Raw genomic sequence first — 18,160 nt, forward strand, 5'->3', positions numbered from 1 at the left:
CACGCCGCCAACCGCCCCCCTGCCTCGCCTCGTGGGCCCGGACATGCGTAAACCCGCCCGGGGGACGCGGGGCGGGCGGAACGAAACCGGTATCCATGAACTGCCTCTGCTTCATCCTGAGGCAAGGATAACCACTGATTCGTTAATAAATGGTTGAAAGGAAAGTCAGAGCAAAAATAGCCTTTGGCACGATACGCCGCCGGCAATCACGCCGGTTCCGCGTGTTTCCGGGTTACCCTTTCGCCGACCCTCCGACCGTCAATCCGCCAATCATCAGCGTGGGTTGGCCAACCCCGACCGGCACCCATTGTCCCTGCTTGCCGCAATTGCCGATTCCGGGGTCAAGCGCCATGTCATTGCCGACGGCGCGAATATGCTGCAACGCGGTCGCGCCGTCTCCGATCAGGGTCGCGCCACGAATTGAGTCTCCGATCTGGCCGTTATGCACACGGTAGGCCTCGGTGCAGGAGAAGACGAATTTGCCGTTGGTGATATCAACCTGTCCGCCGCCGAAGCCCACGGCGTAGATGCCATCCTTCAGATCGGAAAGGATCGCCGCGGGATCGGCGTCGCCGCCGGGCATATAGGTATTGGTCATGCGTGGCATGGGGGCATGGGCATAGCTTTCGCGACGGCCATTGCCGGTCGGCTCGACCCCCATCAGCCGGGCGTTCTGGCGGTCCTGCATGTAGCCGACAAGGATACCGTCCTCGATCAGCACGTTCCGGGCCGGAGGGGTTCCCTCGTCATCGACGCTGAGAGAACCGCGGCGGTCGGGAATGGTCCCGTCATCCACGACGGTCACCCCCGGGGCGGCCACGCGCTGCCCCATCAGCCCCGCGAATGCCGATGCTTTCTTGCGGTTGAAATCCCCTTCCAACCCGTGCCCCACGGCCTCGTGCAACAGGATTCCGGGCCAGCCCGGCCCCAGCACCACGTCCATCACCCCAGCGGGTGCAGGCACCGAGCGCAGATTCACAAGGGCGATCCGCAGGGCCTCATCTATGGCGGGCTGCCAATGCGCGGGCTCCATCAACCCGTTCAGCGATACGCGTCCGCCGCCTCCGTGATTGCCGGATTCGCGGCGATCGTTATTCTCGACGATGACTGCGACATTCAGTCGCGCCATCGGCCGGATATCGGTGACCAGTCCGCCTTCAGGGCGCAGGATCGTCACCTCCTGCAGTGACGAGGCGATGGAGGCGGTCACCTGTACGACCCGGGGATCCCTGGCCCGTGCATAAGCGTCGATTTCCCGCAGCAGCTCGATTCTCCGGGCGATCGGAATACCCCCCGCCGGGTCGATCGGGGCATAAAGCGACGTGGCCCGCATCGGTGCGGGATCAGCCAGTTTGCCGCCACCCGAGCCCACGGCAAGCCGTGCGGTTTCTGCCGCCCTTCGTAAAGATTCCTTAGTGATTTCAGTAGAATGAGCGTAGCCTGTAACCTCGCCCCGCACTGCTCTTAGGCCAAAGCCGCGATTCGCCGTATAGCTGGAATTGCGCAACCGGCCGTCATCGAACACCAGCGTTTCGGCGGTGGTTCTTTCGAAAAACAACTCGCCATCATCTGCGCCGGCAACGGCGTCCTGCAGGATTGTCAGGGCTTCGTCCCGATCAAGAGACTGGGCAAACGGGTCGAACTGGTCGCGATTCATGGGCGGGCAACTCCGTTGATGGCGGGCCGTGTAATTTTGTTCTTTCGCAGCGAGATGCGGTGAATTTCGCTTCAAATACCGATGTATCACTTGCCCGAGAGGCTGAGATATGGTCATAGAACGGTCTATGTGAAAGGGAAAGGGGCGGCCTTGCGCGGCCCCTGCGGCCATACCGGCCTCACCAAACGCGACGGGATGGAATGATGGCAAAAGCGATGATTCGGCGTGCAGCTGCAACAGTAACGGGACTGGCAGGAACAGGCTTACTGACCAGTGCGGCTTTCGCGCAGGATGTTTTGGGAGAGCTGCCGGTGATCGGCAAGCCGGTCGCCAAGGGTACGGGCTTTCAGCCCGCTGTGACCGAACTGGCGCGGGACCAGCAATGGCTGGATCATTTCGTGCTGATCATTATTGCGGTGATCACGCTTTTCGTCTGCGCTCTGCTGCTGATCGTCATCCTCCGCTACAACAGCCGTTCGAATCCGGTTCCGGCGAAATTCACCCATAATACCCCGGTCGAGATCGTCTGGACGCTGGTGCCCGTGCTGATCCTTGTCGTGATTGGCGCCTTCTCGCTTCCGGCGCTGTTCCGCAGTCAGGAAATGCCGCCGAACCCGGATGTGGTTATCAAGGCGATCGGTAACCAGTGGTACTGGTCCTATGAATATCCCGACAATGAAGTCAGCTTCGATTCGATCATGCTGACCAAGGAGGAACTGGCCGATAACGGTTACAGCGAGGATGAATACCTTCTCGCTACCGATACCGAGGTCGTGGTGCCCGTCGGCAAGACCGTTCTTCTGCAGGTCACCGCGAATGACGTGATCCACAGCTGGACCATTCCCGCTTTCGCGATCAAGCAGGACGCCGTTCCGGGCCGGATCGCGCAAGCCTGGTTCAATGTCGAGGAAGAAGGCGTGTATTTCGGTCAGTGCAGCGAGCTTTGCGGGATCAACCATGCCTATATGCCCATCGTCGTGAAAGCCGTCGCGCCCGAGAAATATATCGCCTGGGTAGAAGAACAGGGCGGTTCGCTCAGCGAAGAAGAGCAGGCTGCCCTGATGGATGATTCCGGGGTCGCAGTGGCCTCGGCCAACTGATCTCCTAATACAGAAACGCGCAGGAATGTCTGATACCCACGCATATGATCACACCCCCGAGGCAGAGTTCGGCGACTTTGTCGCGCTGCTGAAGCCTCGGGTGATGTCACTTGTGGTGTTCACGGCTTTTGTCGGGCTGTGGGTCGCGCCTGTGCCGATGCATCCTTTCCTTGTTTTCTGCTCGGTCCTTTTCATCGCCCTTGGGGGCGGTGCGTCGGGCGCATTGAACATGTGGTATGATGCAGATATCGACGCCGTGATGAATCGCACGCGGGGGCGCCCGATTCCTTCGGGTCGCGTGTCAGGGGGAGAGGCGCTTGGCCTTGGCCTTGGCCTGACGGTGATCGCGGTCATGATGCTGGGGCTGACGGCGAACTGGTTTGCCGCCGGGTTCCTGGCCTTCACCATATTCTTCTATGCCGTCATTTACACGATATGGCTGAAACGCTGGACGCCGCAGAACATCGTGATCGGCGGTGCCGCAGGGGCATTTCCTCCGATGATCGGCTGGGCCAGCGCAACTGGCGGAATCAGCGTCGAGTCGTTCCTGATGTTCGCGTTGATCTTCTTCTGGACGCCGCCGCATTTCTGGGCGCTCGCGCTGTTCATGAAAGAGGATTATCACAAGGCGGGCGTTCCGATGCTGACGGTCACGCATGGCCGCGCCGTCACTCGCCGCCATATCTTTGGCTATACGCTTGTATTGGCGCCTTTCGCGCTTTGGCTTGGGCTGACCTCGGTCGGCGGTCCGATCTATCTTGCGGTGGCCCTGGTGCTGAACGTGCTGTTCATTCGTGGCGGCTGGCAGATCATGCGCCGGAGCGAAGAAACGGCGATTGCCGATAATTACGCTGTCGAAAGACGGGTGTTCAAACTGTCGCTATATTACCTGTTCCTGCATTTCCTGGCCCTTATGGTCCAGCATTGGGTGGGGGCATGGTGATGCGGCAGTTTCAGACCGAACATGAACTGCACCGCCGCCGGCGCTCGCGCAATGTGGGGCTTGGGCTGGTGTTGGCCGCATTTGTCGCATTGGTTTTTGCTCTGACCGTGGTCAAGGTGCGTCAGGGCGACCTGATGGAGGCTTTCGACCATCAGCCGCGCACATCAATCGTGCCACAGGATGAGGCAAGCGAATGAACCGTGATACCCGCACCCTATTCGGCCTTGTCGCCGTCGTGTTGACGATGGGCGCGCTCGCATGGGCGGCCGTTCCGTTCTATAACTGGTTCTGCAGGGTCACAGGCTTTGCCGGAACGACACAGGTTTCAACCCAGGCGCCCGATGACGTGCTGGAGGAAGTCGTTCGTGTTCGCTTTGACGCTAATGTCGACGGCGATCTTGGCTGGACCTTCCGTCCCATGCAGACAAAGATGGATGTTCGCATCGGTGAGAATGCGATGGCCTTCTACGAGGCCGTGAACAATACAGACGAGACAATCACCGGTACGGCCAGTTATAATGTTGCGCCGGATGTGGCGGGATATTATTTCAGCAAAATCCAGTGCTTCTGCTTTACCGAGCAAACGCTGGAGCCGGGTGAACGGGTGGAAATGCCGGTCAATTTCTACGTCGATCCGGAAATGGTCGGCGATGCCGATGCAAGCTGGGTGCGGGACATCACACTGTCCTACACCTTCCACCGGACCGAACCGAAGCAGGCCGCGCTTGACGCGGAACCGGCAAGTAACGTCAACTGATCCGAGGAGCCGACGGGGACTCACATATGGCGCACGCAAAGAACCACGATTATCATATTCTTCCGCCCTCTATCTGGCCCGCTATCGGCGCGTTGTCGGCGTTTCTGATGCTGTACGGTGCCGTTGGCTGGATGCATGCCGATGAAGTGCATCTTTTCAAGATCCCGGTCTCGGGCCCCTGGCTGTTCCTGATCGGTCTTGCCGGTGTGCTGTATGTCATGTTCAGCTGGTGGTCCGATGTCGTCCGCGAAGGCGAAAGCGGTGATCATACGCCAGTGGTCCGCATCGGCCTGCAATATGGTTTCCTCCTGTTCATCATCTCGGAAGTGATGTTCTTCGTCGCCTGGTTCTGGAACTTCATCAAGAACGCGATGTATCCGATGGGCCCGGAAAGCCCGCTGAAGGATGGCGTCTGGCCACCGGAAGGTATCGTGACCTTTGACGCCTGGCATCTGCCGTTCATCAACACGTTGATCCTGCTGCTGTCCGGTGTGGCCGTTACCTGGGCGCACCATGCATGGGTGCATGAGGGGGATCGCAAGACCGTTATTCGCGGCCTCATCGTTGCGGTTGTTCTGGGCGTGTTCTTCTCGATCCTGCAGGCATATGAATACAGCCATGCCGCATTCGGACTGGCTGATACCGCCTATGCCGGCGCGTTTTACATGGCGACGGGCTTCCATGGTTTCCACGTCATCATCGGAACGATCTTCCTGCTGGTCTGCCTGATCCGCTTTTCGCGTGGACAAATGACCCAGGAGCAACATGTCGGGTTCGAGGCCGCGGCCTGGTACTGGCACTTCGTCGATGTGGTCTGGCTGTTCCTGTTCGCTGTGGTCTATATCTGGGGAAGCTGATCCCCGGCAGACAATTCCGACGGCGCGGGGTATCTTCCCGCGCCGTTTTCTTTTGGGCCAGGCCCTTTATCGAAGGCTTTTCCGTTATTCATGCGCCGCTATCTCTTTCCCCTGATCCTTGGTATCCTTGGATGTGCCATCCTGATCGCTCTTGGCGTCTGGCAGTTGCAGCGTCTGGATTGGAAAGAGGGAATGCTGGCCGAGATCCAGGCCAAGATCGACGCGCCGGCCGCGCCGTTGCCCGAAAATCCCGACCCTTCGATGAAATATCTGCCGGTCACGGTCAGCGGCACCACAAGCGGCGATGAGATCGATATCCTGTCTCATACCAAGGATCAGGGCGGCGGTTATCAGATCGTGTCGCGTTTCATCACCGATGACGGACGGGCGATTATGGTCGACCGGGGCTTCATTCCTCAGGAGGCGCGACATCAGAAGCGTGGCCCGGTGCGGATGGAGATTCGGGGGAATCTGCATTGGCCGGATGAGAAAAGCAGCTCCACGCCCGCGCCAAATCTGGAAGAAAACATCTGGTTCGCCCGCGACGTGCCCGCCATGGCCGAGATATTGAGGACCGAACCGATCCTTGTTGTCGCCAGCTTTGTCAGGGGCGATGCGCAGGGGGCAGAGCCGATCCCGGTCGCGATAGAGGGCATACCGAACAACCACCTGTCTTACGCGGTACAATGGTTCATGATCGCCGTTGTCTGGGCAGGGATGACAGCCGGGCTGATCTGGCGTATCAGACAGCGGACTTATTGAAGGAATGCGAATGCGTTACGTCTCGACGCGGGGACAAGCCCCGGTTCTGGATTTCGAGCAGGCTATGTTGTCCGGACTGGCCCGTGACGGTGGGTTGTATCTGCCCGAGTCCGTGCCGGAACTGACGGATATCGCTGCGCTCGAGGGGCTGCCCTATGAAGAGGTCGCGTTCCGGGTGATCCGGCCCTTTACCGGCGAATGCTTTACGGATGATGAATTGCGGGGCGCAATTTCCCGCGCATACGGGCGCATTAATCATGCGGCCCGGGCGCCACTGAAACAGCTAGCACCCGGTCATCACCTTTTGGAGCTGTTCCACGGCCCTACACTGGCCTTCAAGGATTTCGCGATGCAGCTTATCGCGCAACTCTTCGAGATTGCGTTGAAGCGTTCGGGACAGCGGATCACGATCGTGGGGGCGACTTCGGGCGATACAGGCAGCGCGGCGATCGAGGCGTTCAAGGGGATCGACAATGTCGAGGTCTTCATCATGTTCCCGCATGGCCGCGTCTCCGAGGTGCAGCGGAGGCAGATGACCACGCCCGACGCCGCCAATATCCATGCGCTTGCCGTCACCGGTCATTTCGACGATTGTCAGGCACGGCTGAAGGATTTGTTCAACGACCACGATTTCCGCGACACTGTCGGACTTGCGGGTGTGAACAGCATCAACTGGGCGCGTGTCGTCGCGCAGATCGTTTATTATTTCACCGCCGCCGTCAGCCTTGGCGCGCCGGGCCGCCTGCTTGATTTCACCGTGCCGACCGGCAATTTCGGCGATATTCTGGCCGGTTCATTCGCGCGTGAGATGGGCTTGCCGATCCGTCGTCTGATCGTTGCCACCAATCAGAATGACATCTTGCACCGGGCGCTAACCAGTGGTGAATACCGGGTCGGTACGGTTGAACCCTCGATCTCGCCCTCGATGGATATCCAGATCAGTTCCAATTTCGAACGGGCGCTGTATCTGGCTTATGGTAAGGATAGCGGGGCGATCCGGCAATTGATGGATGAGTTGAAATCCGGCGGTTTCACCATCAGTCAGGGCGCGTTGCAGGCTTTGCGCGAACTCTATGCCTCGGGCCGGGTCTCCGAGGATGAGACATTGGCGATGATCCGCACCATCCGCGAGGAAACCGGCGAGGTTCTCTGTCCGCATAGCGCCGTTGGCGTGGCCGTGGCCCGTCAGCATATGGAGCAGGGCGTGCCGATGGTGACACTGGCGACTGCGCATCCGGCGAAATTTCCCGATGCGGTCGAAAAGGCCGTCGGCTTCCGGCCTGCGCTGCCTCCGCATATGGCTGGTCTGTTCGACCTGCCCGAACATGTAACCCGGGTCGAGAATGATACCGAAGCGCTCAAATCCCTGATTCTTGAACGGAGAACGAATTGACCACCGATCCCCATCTTCGCCTGACGACCCTTTCCAACGGTTTGCGGATTGCCACACGGCAGATGCCGGGGCTGCATTCCACCGCCCTTGGCGTCTGGGTCAATGCGGGCGGGCGGAATGAGCGGGTCGAGCAGAACGGCATTGCCCATTTCCTTGAGCATATGGCCTTCAAGGGCACCAAAACCCGCAGCGCCTTGCAGATCGCCGAGACGATCGAGGATGTGGGCGGCTTCATCAATGCCTATACGTCGCGCGATGTGACCGCCTATTATGTGCGGGTGCTGGAGGCCGATGTCGATCTGGCTTTCGACGTGATCTCGGATATCGTGCTGAACCCGGTTTTCGACTCCCGCGAGATCGAGGTAGAGCGTGGCGTGATCCTTCAGGAGATCGGGCAATCTCTGGACACGCCCGATGATGTGATCTTCGACTGGCTGCAAGAGGCAGCCTATCCCGATCAGGCCATCGGCCGCCCGATTTTGGGCCCGGCAGAGAAGGTCAGCAGCTTTGGCCGCACCGATCTGGCCGGTTTCGTGGCCGAGAATTACGGCCCCGGACAGATGATCGTCGCAGCGGCGGGGGCGGTCGACCATGACCGCATGGTGAAACTGGCCGAAGCGGCTTTTGGGCATCTTGTTCCGATCCTTCAGCCACAGCGGGAAGCCGCTGTCTGGCAGGGGCGCGAGGTCCGGAACGTCAAGCAGCTTGAACAGGCGCATTTCGCCCTTGCGCTGGAAGGCCCGGGTTATCTTTCGCCGGATTTCTATGCCGCACAGATATTCTCGGCCGGGCTTGGCGGAGGCATGTCCTCGCGCCTGTTCCAGAAAATCCGGGAAGAGCGTGGCCTGTGCTATACGATCTTTGCGCAGGCGGGTTTCCATGACGATACGGGCATGATGACGATCTATGCGGGCACCGGCGGCGATGATGTCGCCGATCTTGCCCGGCTGACCATCGATGAGATCAAGCGCGCCGCCGAGGATATGTCGGAAACCGAAATCGCCAGAGCCAAGGCGCAACTTCGCGCCGGATTGCTGATGGGGCTGGAAAGCCCCTCGGCGCAGGCAGAACGCATTGCGCGGGTGCTGGCGATCTGGGGCCGGGTGGCGGATCCGGCCGAAGTGGCGGAACGGGTTGCGGCGGTTACCCTGAACGATGTTCGTGATCATGCGTCGCGCCTGATCGCCCGGGCGCGCCCGGCATTGGCGCTTTATGGTCCTGTATCCTCTGCTCCTGCGCGCGAGGAGTTGGCGGACAGACTGGCTGCGTGATGCTGTTCAGGCGACGTCCCATCCGGCTGGAAACAGAACGGATGACGCTGCGTCTGCCTGCGCATTCCGATTTCAAGGCATGGCGCGACCTGCGGGTGGAAAGCCGTGATTTCCTGACCCCTTGGGAGCCGGTCTGGTCACCCGATCACCTGACGCGCAAAAGCTTTACCAATCGGGTTTATTGGGCGGCACGGGCAAGCCGGAACGGGACCGCCCTGCCATTGTTCCTGATGCGTCGGGACGGGGCCATCCTGGGCGCGATCACGCTGGACAATATCCGTCGCGGGCCGGCACAGATGGGAACCATCGGCTATTGGGTCGGGCAGGGCTTTGCGCGGCAGGGCTATATGCGCGAAGCGATCGGCGCCCTTGTCCATCACGCTTTCACGACGCTGGACCTGTCCCGGATCGAGGCGGCATGCCTGCCTGAAAACGCCGCATCGCGCGGCGTGTTGGAGCGTTCGGGCTTCAAATATGAAGGCGTCGCGCAAAGCTATCTGCAGATCAATGGCCGCTGGCGAAACCATGTGCTTTACGCCAATCTGCGTGGCGACAGGCGGGGGCGTAGCGAAGCGCGTTGACCGCCGCCCGACCAGCAAGGAGATGAACATGACCCTGAACCCCGCCGATGACAGGCTGGCTGCACGCCTTCCCCAAGGAGTTCTGCGGGAGGTCACGCCCGCCTATACCGAAGAGGCGCGCGGGTTGTTCATCGGTCAGGCGGGGCTGGTTGCCGCGCCCCGGGATAGCGGCGAAGTGGCCGCAATCCTGCGAGTCTGCGCCGAAATGCGGGTGCCAATCGTGCCGCGTGGCGGGGGAACCGGGCTTGTCGGTGGGCAGGTCATGCCTGATGGGCCTGCGCCGCTGGTCCTGTCACTTGAGCGCATGAATGCGATCCGCGAGATTTATCCGGATGAGAACGTGATATTGGCCGAGGCGGGCGCTACGGTGCAGCAGACCCGCGATGCGGCGGCCGGGGCGGGGCGGCAGTTTCCCTTGTCGCTTGCGTCGCAGGGAACGGCGCAGATCGGCGGGGTGCTTTCCACGAATGCGGGCGGCGTGAATGTCCTGCGCTATGGCAATGCGCGGACCTTATGTCTTGGCATCGAGGCTGTCCTGCCATCGGGCGAGATCATGCGCGACCTCAAACGGTTGCGGAAGGATAATACCGGCTACGATCTGCGCGATCTTCTGATCGGGGCCGAGGGGACGCTGGGAATCATTACCGCCGCCTCGCTGGTCATGGCGCCGGTTCCGGCCGAGTCCGGCGTGGCCATGCTGGTTGTGGAAAGCCCGGATGCGGCGCTGCAGCTTCTTTCGATCGCGCAATCGCGCATGGCCGGGGGAGTGTCCGCGTTTGAACTGATCTCGGGCGTGGGGCTTGATTTCCTGCAAGAGCATTTCCCAAATCTGCGGCAACCCTTTGCATCGCCTCCCGAATGGGTCGTGCTGATCGAGGTCGGCCTGCCTGCGGGCCTTGCCGCCGATGAGGCGTTGGAAGGTCTGTTCATGGCCGGATCCGAAGCGGGGCTGGTCAGTGACGGCGTCATCGCGCAATCCGGGCAACAGGCGGCGGAACTGTGGAATATACGCGAAGATATTCCCCACGCGAATCGCGCGGTGGGTGCCATCGCCAGCCATGATATAAGTCTGCCCTTGTCCGAAATCGCCGGTTTCATCCGGGATGCGGGTGCCATGCTGGCGGATCGCGGCGATATGCGGATCAATTGTTTCGGCCATCTGGGTGATGGAAACCTGCATTACAATCTGTTTCCGGCCCCGGGCCGAACACGCGCGGAATATGCCGATATCCGCAGCGGGTTATCTTTTGCCGTGCATGAAATGGTGCTTGCGCGTGGCGGTTCATTCTCGGCCGAGCATGGGGTAGGGCGTCTGAAGGTTGCCGATCTGGAACGCTGGGGCGATCCGACCCGACTTGCCGCGATGCGGGCAATCAAACAGGCACTCGATCCGTACGGGATTATGAATCCGGGGGCGGTATTATCTGCATCACGCTGAACAGATGCGACGTGCTTTATTCCCGCATGTCACGGTCGGTACTGTCATTTTCCGTGCCGTTTCCGACAAGGCTGCGCTCGGCTGAAGCGCCATAGGTCGCCCAGTTCTGATCCTCGCCGCAATCCGGCAATTCATCGGCGCGCCAGCTCAGATGCATATGGGATTTGGCGATCATCAGGCCGGTGATCGGCGCGGTCACAAAGAGGAACAGCGTGATCAGTAATTCATGCCAGCTTGGATGTTCTCCGAAAAAGGCGAACCAGGCAAGCGACGCCAGAAGAACACCGCCGACGCCAAGTGTCGCGGCCTTCGTCGGCGCGTGCAGACGGGTCATCTGATCGGGAAGTTTGACCAGCCCGTAAGAACCGATCACCCCGAACAGACCGCCAATGACCAGAAGGGCACTGATAAGGATTTCCGCAATCATGCTCATGTCCGTTCCCTCATTCGATCACATCGCCGCGCAGGATGAATTTCGCATAAGCCACGGTCGAAACGAAGCCGACCATGGCCAGAAGCATCATGATCTCGAAATACATCGTCGTATCATGCAGGATCCCGAACAGCGCGATCACGGCGATCATATTGACGGTCATCGTGTCCAAAGCCAGAATCCGATCGCTGACCCCGGGGGCGAACAAGATGCGATACAGGCAGAACAGAAGGCCAAGCCCAAAGCAGCAGAAGGCGAAATAAAGCGCGTATTCGATCATCCGAAAATCTCCATCAGCCGTGCTTCGTAACGGGTCTTGATATCCTCGATCACCGATTCCGGATCGGGGGCGTGCAGACAATGCACCAGCAGGGCATGGCCATCCTGTGACAGGTCCGCACTGACTGTTCCGGGTGTCAGGGTGATCGTCGCGGCCAGCACGGTAATCGCTTCGGGCGAGCGCAATTCCAGAGGAATGGTGACCCATGCCGGTTGCAGATCGCGGTTGGGTTTGAACAGCACGATCATTGCCACCTGGATATTGGCGACGACGATATCCCAGAATACCAGTGTGATATAGGCCAGCAGCTTGCGCGGATTGCGGATTCTGGCGCGGTCCGGCCAATAGGGCTCTGTCAGGGCAGGGATGGCAATGCTGAGGATCACCGCAAAAACCAGTGAACCCCATGCAAAGCGATTGACCAGCAGCATCCAGACCAGAACCAGAAGCGCCGACAGATAGGGGTGAGGAAAGATGCGGCGGATCATCTGGCGCCCTCCTGCATGCGCAGCACGGAATCATAATAGAGTTCGGGCTGGGTCAGTTGCTCGGCCATGTGCTGAAGATAACCGGTCAGAGGTCCGGCGAAGACCGTCATGGCCACACTGCCCGCCAGCAATCCGCCAACGGCAAGAAAGGCCAGCCACGGTGCCGCGGAATCATCGACATCCTGAATCGGCTCGTCGGATTCCAGCTTTGTCGGGATCGGACCTCGCACGGGGCGCTCGCCTTCGTCGGTGTCGTTTCCGGGTTCCGGATCTAGTTCATGTGCCTTCCAGAACAGGATCGAGCCGGCGCGGCCGAAGCCGACCAGCGAAATCACCGAGGTGACAAGGATCACGGTCCAGATCACTGCCACCCAGGGATCCGTGGCGGTGGCCCGGATGATCAGCAGTTTGCCAAGGAAGCCCGATAGCGGCGGCAATCCGACAACGGCAATCGCCGTGACGAAGAAAAGCGCCGAGACAAGGCCGGTATTGCGGATCGCGGGGCGTTGGCGCAGCCAGAAATCGCCTCCGCGACGGGCGGCGACAAGATCGACGACCAGAAACAGCGCCGCCGCCGCCAGCGTCGAATGCAGCATGTAATACAGCCCCGCTGTCAGCCCCTGCACGTCAAACCGCGCGATCGAGATAACTAACGTCCCGATCGAGGCGATGGCGGCAAATGCTGCAAGCCGTGTCAGGCTTCGTGTCCCCAGCACCCCGAGCTGTCCCAGGATCAGGGTGATGAGGGCGGCGGGCAGCAGAAGATCGGTGGCGATGGTCTCGACCACGGAATCGCTTGGAAAGACCAGCGTGAAGAACCGGATGATCGCATAGATCCCGACCTTGGACATGATCGCGAACAGCGCTGCGACCGGCCCGGGGGCATTGGCATAGGTCGAGGGCAGCCAGAAATGCAGCGGCACGATGGCCGCCTTGATCGCGAAGACCAGCATCAGCAGCACCGCGCCGGTCCGCAGCAACGCGGTATCCTGTGGCTCCATCATGGCGACACGCTCGGCCATGTCGGCCATGTTCAGTGTGCCCGTCACCGCATAAAGCGTGCCGAGCGCGGCAAGAAACAATGCCGATCCGGCAAGATTATAGCCGATATACTGTACCCCTGCGCGCAGACGCATCGGGCCGCCGCCATGAGTCATCAGACCATAGCTGGCGATCAGCAATATCTCGAAGAACACGAACAGGTTGAAAGCGTCGCCCGTCATGAAGGCGCCGTTGATGCCCATCAGCTGGAACATCCAGAGCGAGTGGAAATGCCAGCCTTTGCGATCCCAGCCAGAGCCGATACCGTAAAGCTGCACGATCACCGCCAGAATGCCCGTCAGCAAAAGCATCAAGGCCGCCAGCTTGTCCAGCATCAGTACGATACCGAAGGGCGCGGGCCAGTTGCCCAGCCGATAGACGATAACCTCTCCGCCCGCCGCCATGACGTTCAGCTTGATGGCGACGATCAGTGTCAGCAGGCTGCCGATGACCCCGAATACCCGCTGTTGCAGCAAATCGTGACGCATCCAGAGGATCATCAATGGCCCGAGAATGGCCGGGACGAGAACCGGAGCGATCAGCCAGTGGGGTGTCATGCGCGCTCTTCCTCGGGCTGGTCGTTAACGGTCTTGAGAGGAGGCATCTCCCTGTCATCCGGGGGCATGTTGATATGATCGTCCCCACCCTCGATAAACGCGCCCAAAGACATCATCACCACGACAGCGGTCATCCCGAAGGAGATCACGATCGCAGTCAGAACCAGAGCCTGCGGCAGCGGATCGGTATAGGCGGCGGCATCGCCGTCATGCAGGATCGGCGGCAGGTTCACGACCAGCCTTCCCGTCGCGAACAGGAAGGTATTGATCGCATATGTGATCATGGTCATGCCAAGAACCACCGCAAAGGTACGTAGACGCAGGATAAGGTAAATTCCGGCGGCCATGCAGGCGCCGATACCGCTCGCGACGAGAAGCTCCATCAATGGGCTCCTTTCTGTTCTTCACTCAGGTCAATATCCATTGGTTTTTCGTTCACGGTCTCTCCGGCCTGCCGGGCGATCCGGCTTAGCGAGTTCAGGGCAAGCATCACCGCGCCCACGACGCAAAGGAACACGCCAAGGTCGAAACCCATCGCCGTGGCAAGTTCGAATTCTTCAAGGAAGGGCAGTTTCACATAGCCATAGGCAGAGGTCAGGAAGGGCTTGCCGTTGAACCATGCGCCGATGCCGGTCACGCCCGCGGCAACCACGCCGGCACCGATCAGGGCATGAAAGGGAATGTTTTGCCGGTCCTGCGCCCATGCATAGCCCGAGGCCATATATTGCATCAGAAGGGCAATGGCGACGACCAGACCGGCGATGAATCCGCCACCCGGCTGATTATGGCCGCGCAGGAAGATGAACAGGCCGACGACCAGAGAGATCGGCAGGATTACCCTTGTGGCGATCACCAGCATCATCGGATGCCGATCTCCCGCGCGACGCTGATCGTGCACCCAGTTTTTCAGTCGCGCCGAGGATTTGCCCTGTAGCAATGTTTGCGTCAGTGCGAAAATCGCAAGCGCTGCAATGCCCAGAACGGTTATCTCGCCAAATGTATCATAGCCGCGAAAATCCACGAGGATGACATTGACGACATTATCGCCTCCGCCCAGCTTATGACTGTTTTCAAGCATATAGCCCGAGATCGAGTCAAAGGCGAAATCGCGTCGCAGAATGGCATAGCACAGCCCGCCAAAGCCCAGCCCCGCCAGCGTGGCGATACAGGCGTCCCAGCCGCGGCGATGCGTGCTTGTCTCTATCAGCGTGCGCTTGGGCAGGAAGTTCAATGCCAGCAGCAGCAGGATCACCGTGACCACCTCGACCGAAATCTGGGTCAGAGCAAGGTCGGGGGCCGAGAAATAGGTGAAGAAAATCGAGGTGATCAGCCCGACAATGGCGATCAGCACAAGCGCCAGCAGCCGTACCCGGTGGAAAAACACCATGCTGCCGGTCGCGAACATTGCCAGCAGCCAGCCGATGAAGGGTACCGGGCCGACGGGCAGCATGGGCCGCGTAAGCGGTCCCGCATCGCCCGTGTACCAGGCCAGAGCGCCCGCAAACAGCGATGTCAGAGTAAAGAATGACAATGCACGGGGCATCGAGCCGTTATTGAACTTGTCCGTGATCCAGCGTCCCGCCAGCACCGATGCCTGCACGATGGTATCGAAGATCACCTTTGCTTCCGGGCGCGGCGCCGATTCCCATGATTTCAACGCGGGTTCATGCCGCCTCAGCAGGATGATACCGCCCGCTATGGCGATCAGCGACATGATCAGTGCGGCATTCAGCCCGTGCCATAATGCGAGATGGGCATGTTCGGATTCTCCCGTCACGGCGCTTGCAGAGGCATCGACAAGCCAGCCGGCCATCGTATTCGGGAACAAACCGATCAGCACGACCAGAACGGTCAGCAAGGCCGGGCCGGCCCACATGCCGAACCCCGGATCGTGGGGGTGGTGGGGATAATCGTCCCGCTCGGGGCCGGTGAAGACGTGAAAGACGAAGCGCAGCGAATAGCCGACCGAGAACAGCGCCGCCACGGTCGCCACCACCATGAAGAACAGCCGCGCGGTCTCCAGATGGCTTGCCTCGTACAGCATCATCTCCTTGGACAGGAAGCCGTTGAGCGGCGGTATCCCGGCCATGGACAGCGCGGCCACCGTGCCGATGGCGAAGGTTACGGGCATCAGTTTGCGCAACCCTCCAAGACGCCGGATCGAGCGGGTTCCGGCCTCGTGATCGACGATCCCGGCAGTCATGAAAAGCGCGGCCTTGAAGGTGGCGTGATTGATGATGTGGAAGACGGCGGCGATGGCAGCTTCCCGGGTGCCGAAGCCCAGCAGCATGGTGATCAGCCCCAGATGACTGACGGTCGAGAAGGCCAGCACCGCCTTGAGATCGTCCTTGAACAGCGCGATCACAGCGCCGATCAGCATGGTGACCAGACCTGTCGTCGCGACGATCCAGAACCATTCCGGCGTACCTCCCAGCACTGGCCATAGCCGCGCCATCAGGAACAGGCCCGCCTTTACCATGGTTGCGCTGTGCAGATAGGCCGAAACCGGCGTGGGTGCGGCCATGGCATGCGGCAGCCAGAAATGGAACGGGAACTGGGCGGATTTGGTAAACGCGCCCAGAAGGATCAGGATCAGGGCAGGCAGGTACCATTCGCTTGACTGGATCGCCTCTTTCGACCGAAGAATATCGCTGATGTCATAGCTGCCCGCGATCTGGCCGAGGATCATCATCCCGGCGATCATCGCCATGCCGCCCATGCCGGTGACGGTTAGTGCCATGCGTGCGCCCTGGCGACCTTCGGGAAGATGCCGCCAATAGCCGATCAGCAGGAAGGACGACAACGATGTCAGTTCCCAAAACACCAGCAAAAGCAGGATGTTATCCGACAGAACGATGCCCATCATCGCGCCCTGGAACAGCATCAGATAGGTGTAGAATTTGCCGACCGGATCCGTGCGCGACAGGTAGAATCGGGCATAGGCGATGATCAGCAGCCCGATCCCGAGAATGAGTGTTCCGAACAGCAGCGACAGCCCGTCGATCCGAAAATTCGCATTAAGCTGGATCATCGGAAGCCATTCGATACGGGCGGTGATCACCTCGCCCCGCATGACGGCCGGGATATGCAGAAGCAGCCCCAGAAGTGCGACCAATGTCACTGTTCCGCAAGCCATTGCGGCGACCGAGCGACCAGAGCGAACCAGCAAACCTGGCAGCAATGCCCCGATGAAAGGCAGCAGGGCGATGAGGGCTGGCGACATGGGTCCTCGTTCCTGTTGGTGTTTGTTTATGGGTTCTTTGCCTTTGTGTTTCCAATCAGGGACAAGGAGTCAAGTAAATGACCCGAGAAACGGTAACTTCCCCTAGGCGATGTTCCCGTTTCGTGCTAGTTCTTGAAAAAAGAGAAGGGGCAGATATGCGAGTTCTGGGCATCGATCCCGGGTTAAGGAATATGGGCTGGGGCGTGATCGCGGTGGACGGGCCGCGTTTGCGGCATGTGGCGAACGGGGTGATCCGCACGTCGGGATCCTCGGATGCCGGCGATCTGGCGGCGCGACTTCTGGTGTTGTTTCAAGGGCTTTCGGCAGTTATTTCGGAACATGGACCTGACGTTGCCGCGGTCGAACAGACCTTCGTCAACAAGGACGCGGTCGGGACGCTGAAACTGGGGCAGGCACGCGGTATTGCCTTGCTGGCACCGGCGGCGGCCGGGATCACGGTCGGGGAATACGCGCCGAATGCGGTCAAGAAAACCGTGGTCGGTGTCGGCCACGCCGCAAAGGAGCAGGTGCAGCATATGGTTCGCGTTCAATTGCCCGGTGTACAGTTCGACGGACCTGATTCCGCGGATGCCCTGGCCATCGCAATCTGCCACGCGCATCACCTGCAAGGGCGCTCGCTTCGGGTAGCAGCGATGCGACAAGGTGTCGCATGATTGGTCGTGTCGCCGGAATCATTCTCCATCGCGCTCGGGATCATGTGCTGATCGACGTGCGCGGAGTGGGATATATCGTCCATGTCAGCGATCGTACCGCAATGAATCTGCCTCCGGTCGGGCAGGCCGTCGCGCTTTATACCGAATTGCTGGTGCGCGAGGATTTGTTGCAGCTTTTCGGGTTTCCGACATTGCTTGAAAAGGAATGGCACCGTCTGCTGACCTCGGTGCAGGGGGTGGGGGCCAAGGTCTCGCTTGCCATGCTTGGCACGCTTGGGGCCGAAGGATTGTCGCGAGCGATTGCGCTTGGCGATTGGGCGGCAGTGCGCAAGGCGCAGGGTGTCGGCCCCAAGCTGGCGCAACGTGTCGTTCTGGAACTGAAGGACAAGGCGCCGGCGATCATGGCGCTTGGTGGCGATCTGACAGTCGATGCCGGAGCGGAGGCGGCGGCCGGTCCGGGTATCGAACCCGACCAACTCGCCACCAATCCGATTTCACAGGACGCAGCCAGCCCAACCCCTCCGGCGCAACCCGCCGGAGGAACAGCCAGGGCCGCGGCCGAGGCTCTGTCGGCGCTTGTCAATCTGGGCTATGCCCATTCCGAGGCCGCCTCTGCCGTGGCCGAGGCCCAAGCGCGGGAGAATGGGGCCGATACTTCCGGTCTGATCCGTGCGGCACTGAAATCGCTCGCTCCGAAAGGATAAC

General features: G+C 60.3%; 19 protein-coding genes. 12 read left to right on the forward strand and 7 right to left on the reverse strand.

Annotated elements, in window-relative coordinates; all coding sequences use genetic code 11:
• Positions 1 to 232: 232 nt before the first annotated feature.
• On the reverse strand, positions 233 to 1,657 hold the full coding sequence (gene tldD, locus Q0601_RS21515) for a metalloprotease TldD (protein WP_305291975.1): 1,425 nt from the start codon (positions 1,655 to 1,657) through the stop codon (positions 233 to 235).
• Positions 1,658 to 1,857: 200 nt separating this feature from the next.
• Here tldD and coxB point away from each other — a divergent pair, with 200 nt between their 5' ends.
• From coxB to Q0601_RS21565, 10 genes are all read left to right on the forward strand, one after another.
• Complete coding sequence (gene coxB, locus Q0601_RS21520) at positions 1,858 to 2,757, forward strand: cytochrome c oxidase subunit II (RefSeq protein WP_305291977.1); 900 nt, start codon at positions 1,858 to 1,860, stop codon at positions 2,755 to 2,757.
• Between the two features lie 25 nt (positions 2,758 to 2,782).
• The gene (gene cyoE / locus Q0601_RS21525) at positions 2,783 to 3,700 is read left to right on the forward strand and encodes a heme o synthase (RefSeq protein ID WP_305291979.1); all 918 of its coding nucleotides are present in this window, start codon (positions 2,783 to 2,785) and stop codon (positions 3,698 to 3,700) included.
• Positions 3,700 to 3,897, forward strand: coding sequence for a hypothetical protein (locus Q0601_RS21530; RefSeq protein ID WP_370656161.1), 198 nt, complete (start codon positions 3,700 to 3,702; stop codon positions 3,895 to 3,897). The genes cyoE and Q0601_RS21530 overlap by 1 nt, the downstream gene beginning before the upstream one ends.
• Positions 3,894 to 4,457 carry a cytochrome c oxidase assembly protein gene (locus Q0601_RS21535; protein WP_305291982.1) on the forward strand — a complete coding sequence of 188 codons (564 nt, stop codon included), beginning with the start codon at positions 3,894 to 3,896 and terminating at the stop codon, positions 4,455 to 4,457. Before Q0601_RS21530 ends, Q0601_RS21535 begins: the two co-directional genes overlap by 4 nt.
• 26 nt (positions 4,458 to 4,483) lie before the next feature.
• Positions 4,484 to 5,314, forward strand: coding sequence for a cytochrome c oxidase subunit 3 (locus Q0601_RS21540; protein WP_305291983.1), 831 nt, complete (start codon positions 4,484 to 4,486; stop codon positions 5,312 to 5,314).
• Between the two features lie 90 nt (positions 5,315 to 5,404).
• The gene (locus Q0601_RS21545) at positions 5,405 to 6,076 is read left to right on the forward strand and encodes an SURF1 family protein (protein WP_305291984.1); all 672 of its coding nucleotides are present in this window, start codon (positions 5,405 to 5,407) and stop codon (positions 6,074 to 6,076) included.
• A gap of 10 nt (positions 6,077 to 6,086) precedes the next feature.
• On the forward strand, positions 6,087 to 7,469 hold the full coding sequence (gene thrC, locus Q0601_RS21550) for a threonine synthase (RefSeq protein ID WP_305291985.1): 1,383 nt from the start codon (positions 6,087 to 6,089) through the stop codon (positions 7,467 to 7,469).
• Positions 7,466 to 8,740, forward strand: coding sequence for a M16 family metallopeptidase (locus tag Q0601_RS21555; RefSeq protein ID WP_305291986.1), 1,275 nt, complete (start codon positions 7,466 to 7,468; stop codon positions 8,738 to 8,740). Before thrC ends, Q0601_RS21555 begins: the two co-directional genes overlap by 4 nt.
• Entirely contained in the window at positions 8,740 to 9,321 is a 582-nt protein-coding gene (locus tag Q0601_RS21560; RefSeq protein WP_305291987.1) for a GNAT family N-acetyltransferase, read from the forward strand. Before Q0601_RS21555 ends, Q0601_RS21560 begins: the two co-directional genes overlap by 1 nt.
• Positions 9,322 to 9,349: 28 nt before the next feature.
• Complete coding sequence (locus tag Q0601_RS21565) at positions 9,350 to 10,759, forward strand: FAD-binding oxidoreductase (RefSeq protein WP_305291988.1); 1,410 nt, start codon at positions 9,350 to 9,352, stop codon at positions 10,757 to 10,759.
• 16 nt (positions 10,760 to 10,775) lie between these two features.
• Here the strand turns inward: Q0601_RS21565 and Q0601_RS21570 are convergent, their stop codons facing one another.
• Genes Q0601_RS21570 through Q0601_RS21595 form a run of 6 tightly spaced genes read right to left on the reverse strand, consistent with a single transcriptional unit; the run spans position 10,776 to position 16,781 of the window.
• On the reverse strand, positions 10,776 to 11,192 hold the full coding sequence (locus tag Q0601_RS21570; protein ID WP_370656162.1) for a Na+/H+ antiporter subunit G: 417 nt from the start codon (positions 11,190 to 11,192) through the stop codon (positions 10,776 to 10,778).
• A gap of 10 nt (positions 11,193 to 11,202) precedes the next feature.
• Complete coding sequence (locus Q0601_RS21575) at positions 11,203 to 11,472, reverse strand: K+/H+ antiporter subunit F (RefSeq protein WP_119750944.1); 270 nt, start codon at positions 11,470 to 11,472, stop codon at positions 11,203 to 11,205.
• Positions 11,469 to 11,960 (reverse strand): Na+/H+ antiporter subunit E, encoded by a 492-nt coding sequence (locus Q0601_RS21580; protein WP_305291990.1) that lies wholly within the window; start codon positions 11,958 to 11,960, stop codon positions 11,469 to 11,471. The genes Q0601_RS21575 and Q0601_RS21580 overlap by 4 nt, the downstream gene beginning before the upstream one ends.
• Entirely contained in the window at positions 11,957 to 13,558 is a 1,602-nt protein-coding gene (locus Q0601_RS21585) for a monovalent cation/H+ antiporter subunit D (RefSeq protein ID WP_305291992.1), read from the reverse strand. The genes Q0601_RS21580 and Q0601_RS21585 overlap by 4 nt, the downstream gene beginning before the upstream one ends.
• Positions 13,555 to 13,941 carry a Na+/H+ antiporter subunit C gene (locus tag Q0601_RS21590; protein WP_305291994.1) on the reverse strand — a complete coding sequence of 129 codons (387 nt, stop codon included), beginning with the start codon at positions 13,939 to 13,941 and terminating at the stop codon, positions 13,555 to 13,557. The genes Q0601_RS21585 and Q0601_RS21590 overlap by 4 nt, the downstream gene beginning before the upstream one ends.
• A complete protein-coding gene (locus Q0601_RS21595) occupies positions 13,941 to 16,781 on the reverse strand; it encodes a monovalent cation/H+ antiporter subunit A (protein WP_305291996.1) in 2,841 nt (946 codons plus the stop codon). The genes Q0601_RS21590 and Q0601_RS21595 overlap by 1 nt, the downstream gene beginning before the upstream one ends.
• 155 nt (positions 16,782 to 16,936) lie before the next feature.
• Between Q0601_RS21595 and ruvC the strand changes: the two genes are divergently transcribed.
• Together ruvC and ruvA are read left to right on the forward strand one after the other, a co-directional pair.
• Positions 16,937 to 17,455 (forward strand): crossover junction endodeoxyribonuclease RuvC, encoded by a 519-nt coding sequence (gene ruvC, locus Q0601_RS21600; protein WP_305291999.1) that lies wholly within the window; start codon positions 16,937 to 16,939, stop codon positions 17,453 to 17,455.
• Positions 17,452 to 18,159: a Holliday junction branch migration protein RuvA gene (gene ruvA, locus Q0601_RS21605; RefSeq protein ID WP_305292001.1), complete on the forward strand. Its 708-nt coding sequence runs from the start codon at positions 17,452 to 17,454 to the stop codon at positions 18,157 to 18,159. The genes ruvC and ruvA overlap by 4 nt, the downstream gene beginning before the upstream one ends.
• Position 18,160 lies beyond the last annotated feature (1 nt).

It is taken from the genome of Paracoccus wurundjeri (genome assembly GCF_030678915.1).
GTDB classification, from domain to species: domain Bacteria; phylum Pseudomonadota; class Alphaproteobacteria; order Rhodobacterales; family Rhodobacteraceae; genus Paracoccus; species Paracoccus onubensis_A.

Coding starts and splice junctions, on each gene's coding strand:
- Q0601_RS21540 (WP_305291983.1), top strand. CDS start 4,484: ATGGCGCACGCAAAGAACCACGATTATCATATTCTTCCGCCCTCTATC.
- Q0601_RS21595 (WP_305291996.1), bottom strand. CDS start 16,781: ATGTCGCCAGCCCTCATCGCCCTGCTGCCTTTCATCGGGGCATTGCTG.
- tldD (WP_305291975.1), bottom strand. CDS start 1,657: ATGAATCGCGACCAGTTCGACCCGTTTGCCCAGTCTCTTGATCGGGAC.
- Q0601_RS21530 (WP_370656161.1), top strand. CDS start 3,700: ATGCGGCAGTTTCAGACCGAACATGAACTGCACCGCCGCCGGCGCTCG.
- Q0601_RS21580 (WP_305291990.1), bottom strand. CDS start 11,960: ATGATCCGCCGCATCTTTCCTCACCCCTATCTGTCGGCGCTTCTGGTT.
- coxB (WP_305291977.1), top strand. CDS start 1,858: ATGATGGCAAAAGCGATGATTCGGCGTGCAGCTGCAACAGTAACGGGA.
- thrC (WP_305291985.1), top strand. CDS start 6,087: ATGCGTTACGTCTCGACGCGGGGACAAGCCCCGGTTCTGGATTTCGAG.
- Q0601_RS21565 (WP_305291988.1), top strand. CDS start 9,350: ATGACCCTGAACCCCGCCGATGACAGGCTGGCTGCACGCCTTCCCCAA.
- Q0601_RS21535 (WP_305291982.1), top strand. CDS start 3,894: ATGAACCGTGATACCCGCACCCTATTCGGCCTTGTCGCCGTCGTGTTG.
- Q0601_RS21545 (WP_305291984.1), top strand. CDS start 5,405: ATGCGCCGCTATCTCTTTCCCCTGATCCTTGGTATCCTTGGATGTGCC.
- Q0601_RS21575 (WP_119750944.1), bottom strand. CDS start 11,472: ATGATCGAATACGCGCTTTATTTCGCCTTCTGCTGCTTTGGGCTTGGC.
- Q0601_RS21590 (WP_305291994.1), bottom strand. CDS start 13,941: ATGGAGCTTCTCGTCGCGAGCGGTATCGGCGCCTGCATGGCCGCCGGA.
- ruvA (WP_305292001.1), top strand. CDS start 17,452: ATGATTGGTCGTGTCGCCGGAATCATTCTCCATCGCGCTCGGGATCAT.
- Q0601_RS21560 (WP_305291987.1), top strand. CDS start 8,740: ATGCTGTTCAGGCGACGTCCCATCCGGCTGGAAACAGAACGGATGACG.
- Q0601_RS21585 (WP_305291992.1), bottom strand. CDS start 13,558: ATGACACCCCACTGGCTGATCGCTCCGGTTCTCGTCCCGGCCATTCTC.
- cyoE (WP_305291979.1), top strand. CDS start 2,783: ATGTCTGATACCCACGCATATGATCACACCCCCGAGGCAGAGTTCGGC.
- Q0601_RS21570 (WP_370656162.1), bottom strand. CDS start 11,192: ATGAGCATGATTGCGGAAATCCTTATCAGTGCCCTTCTGGTCATTGGC.
- ruvC (WP_305291999.1), top strand. CDS start 16,937: ATGCGAGTTCTGGGCATCGATCCCGGGTTAAGGAATATGGGCTGGGGC.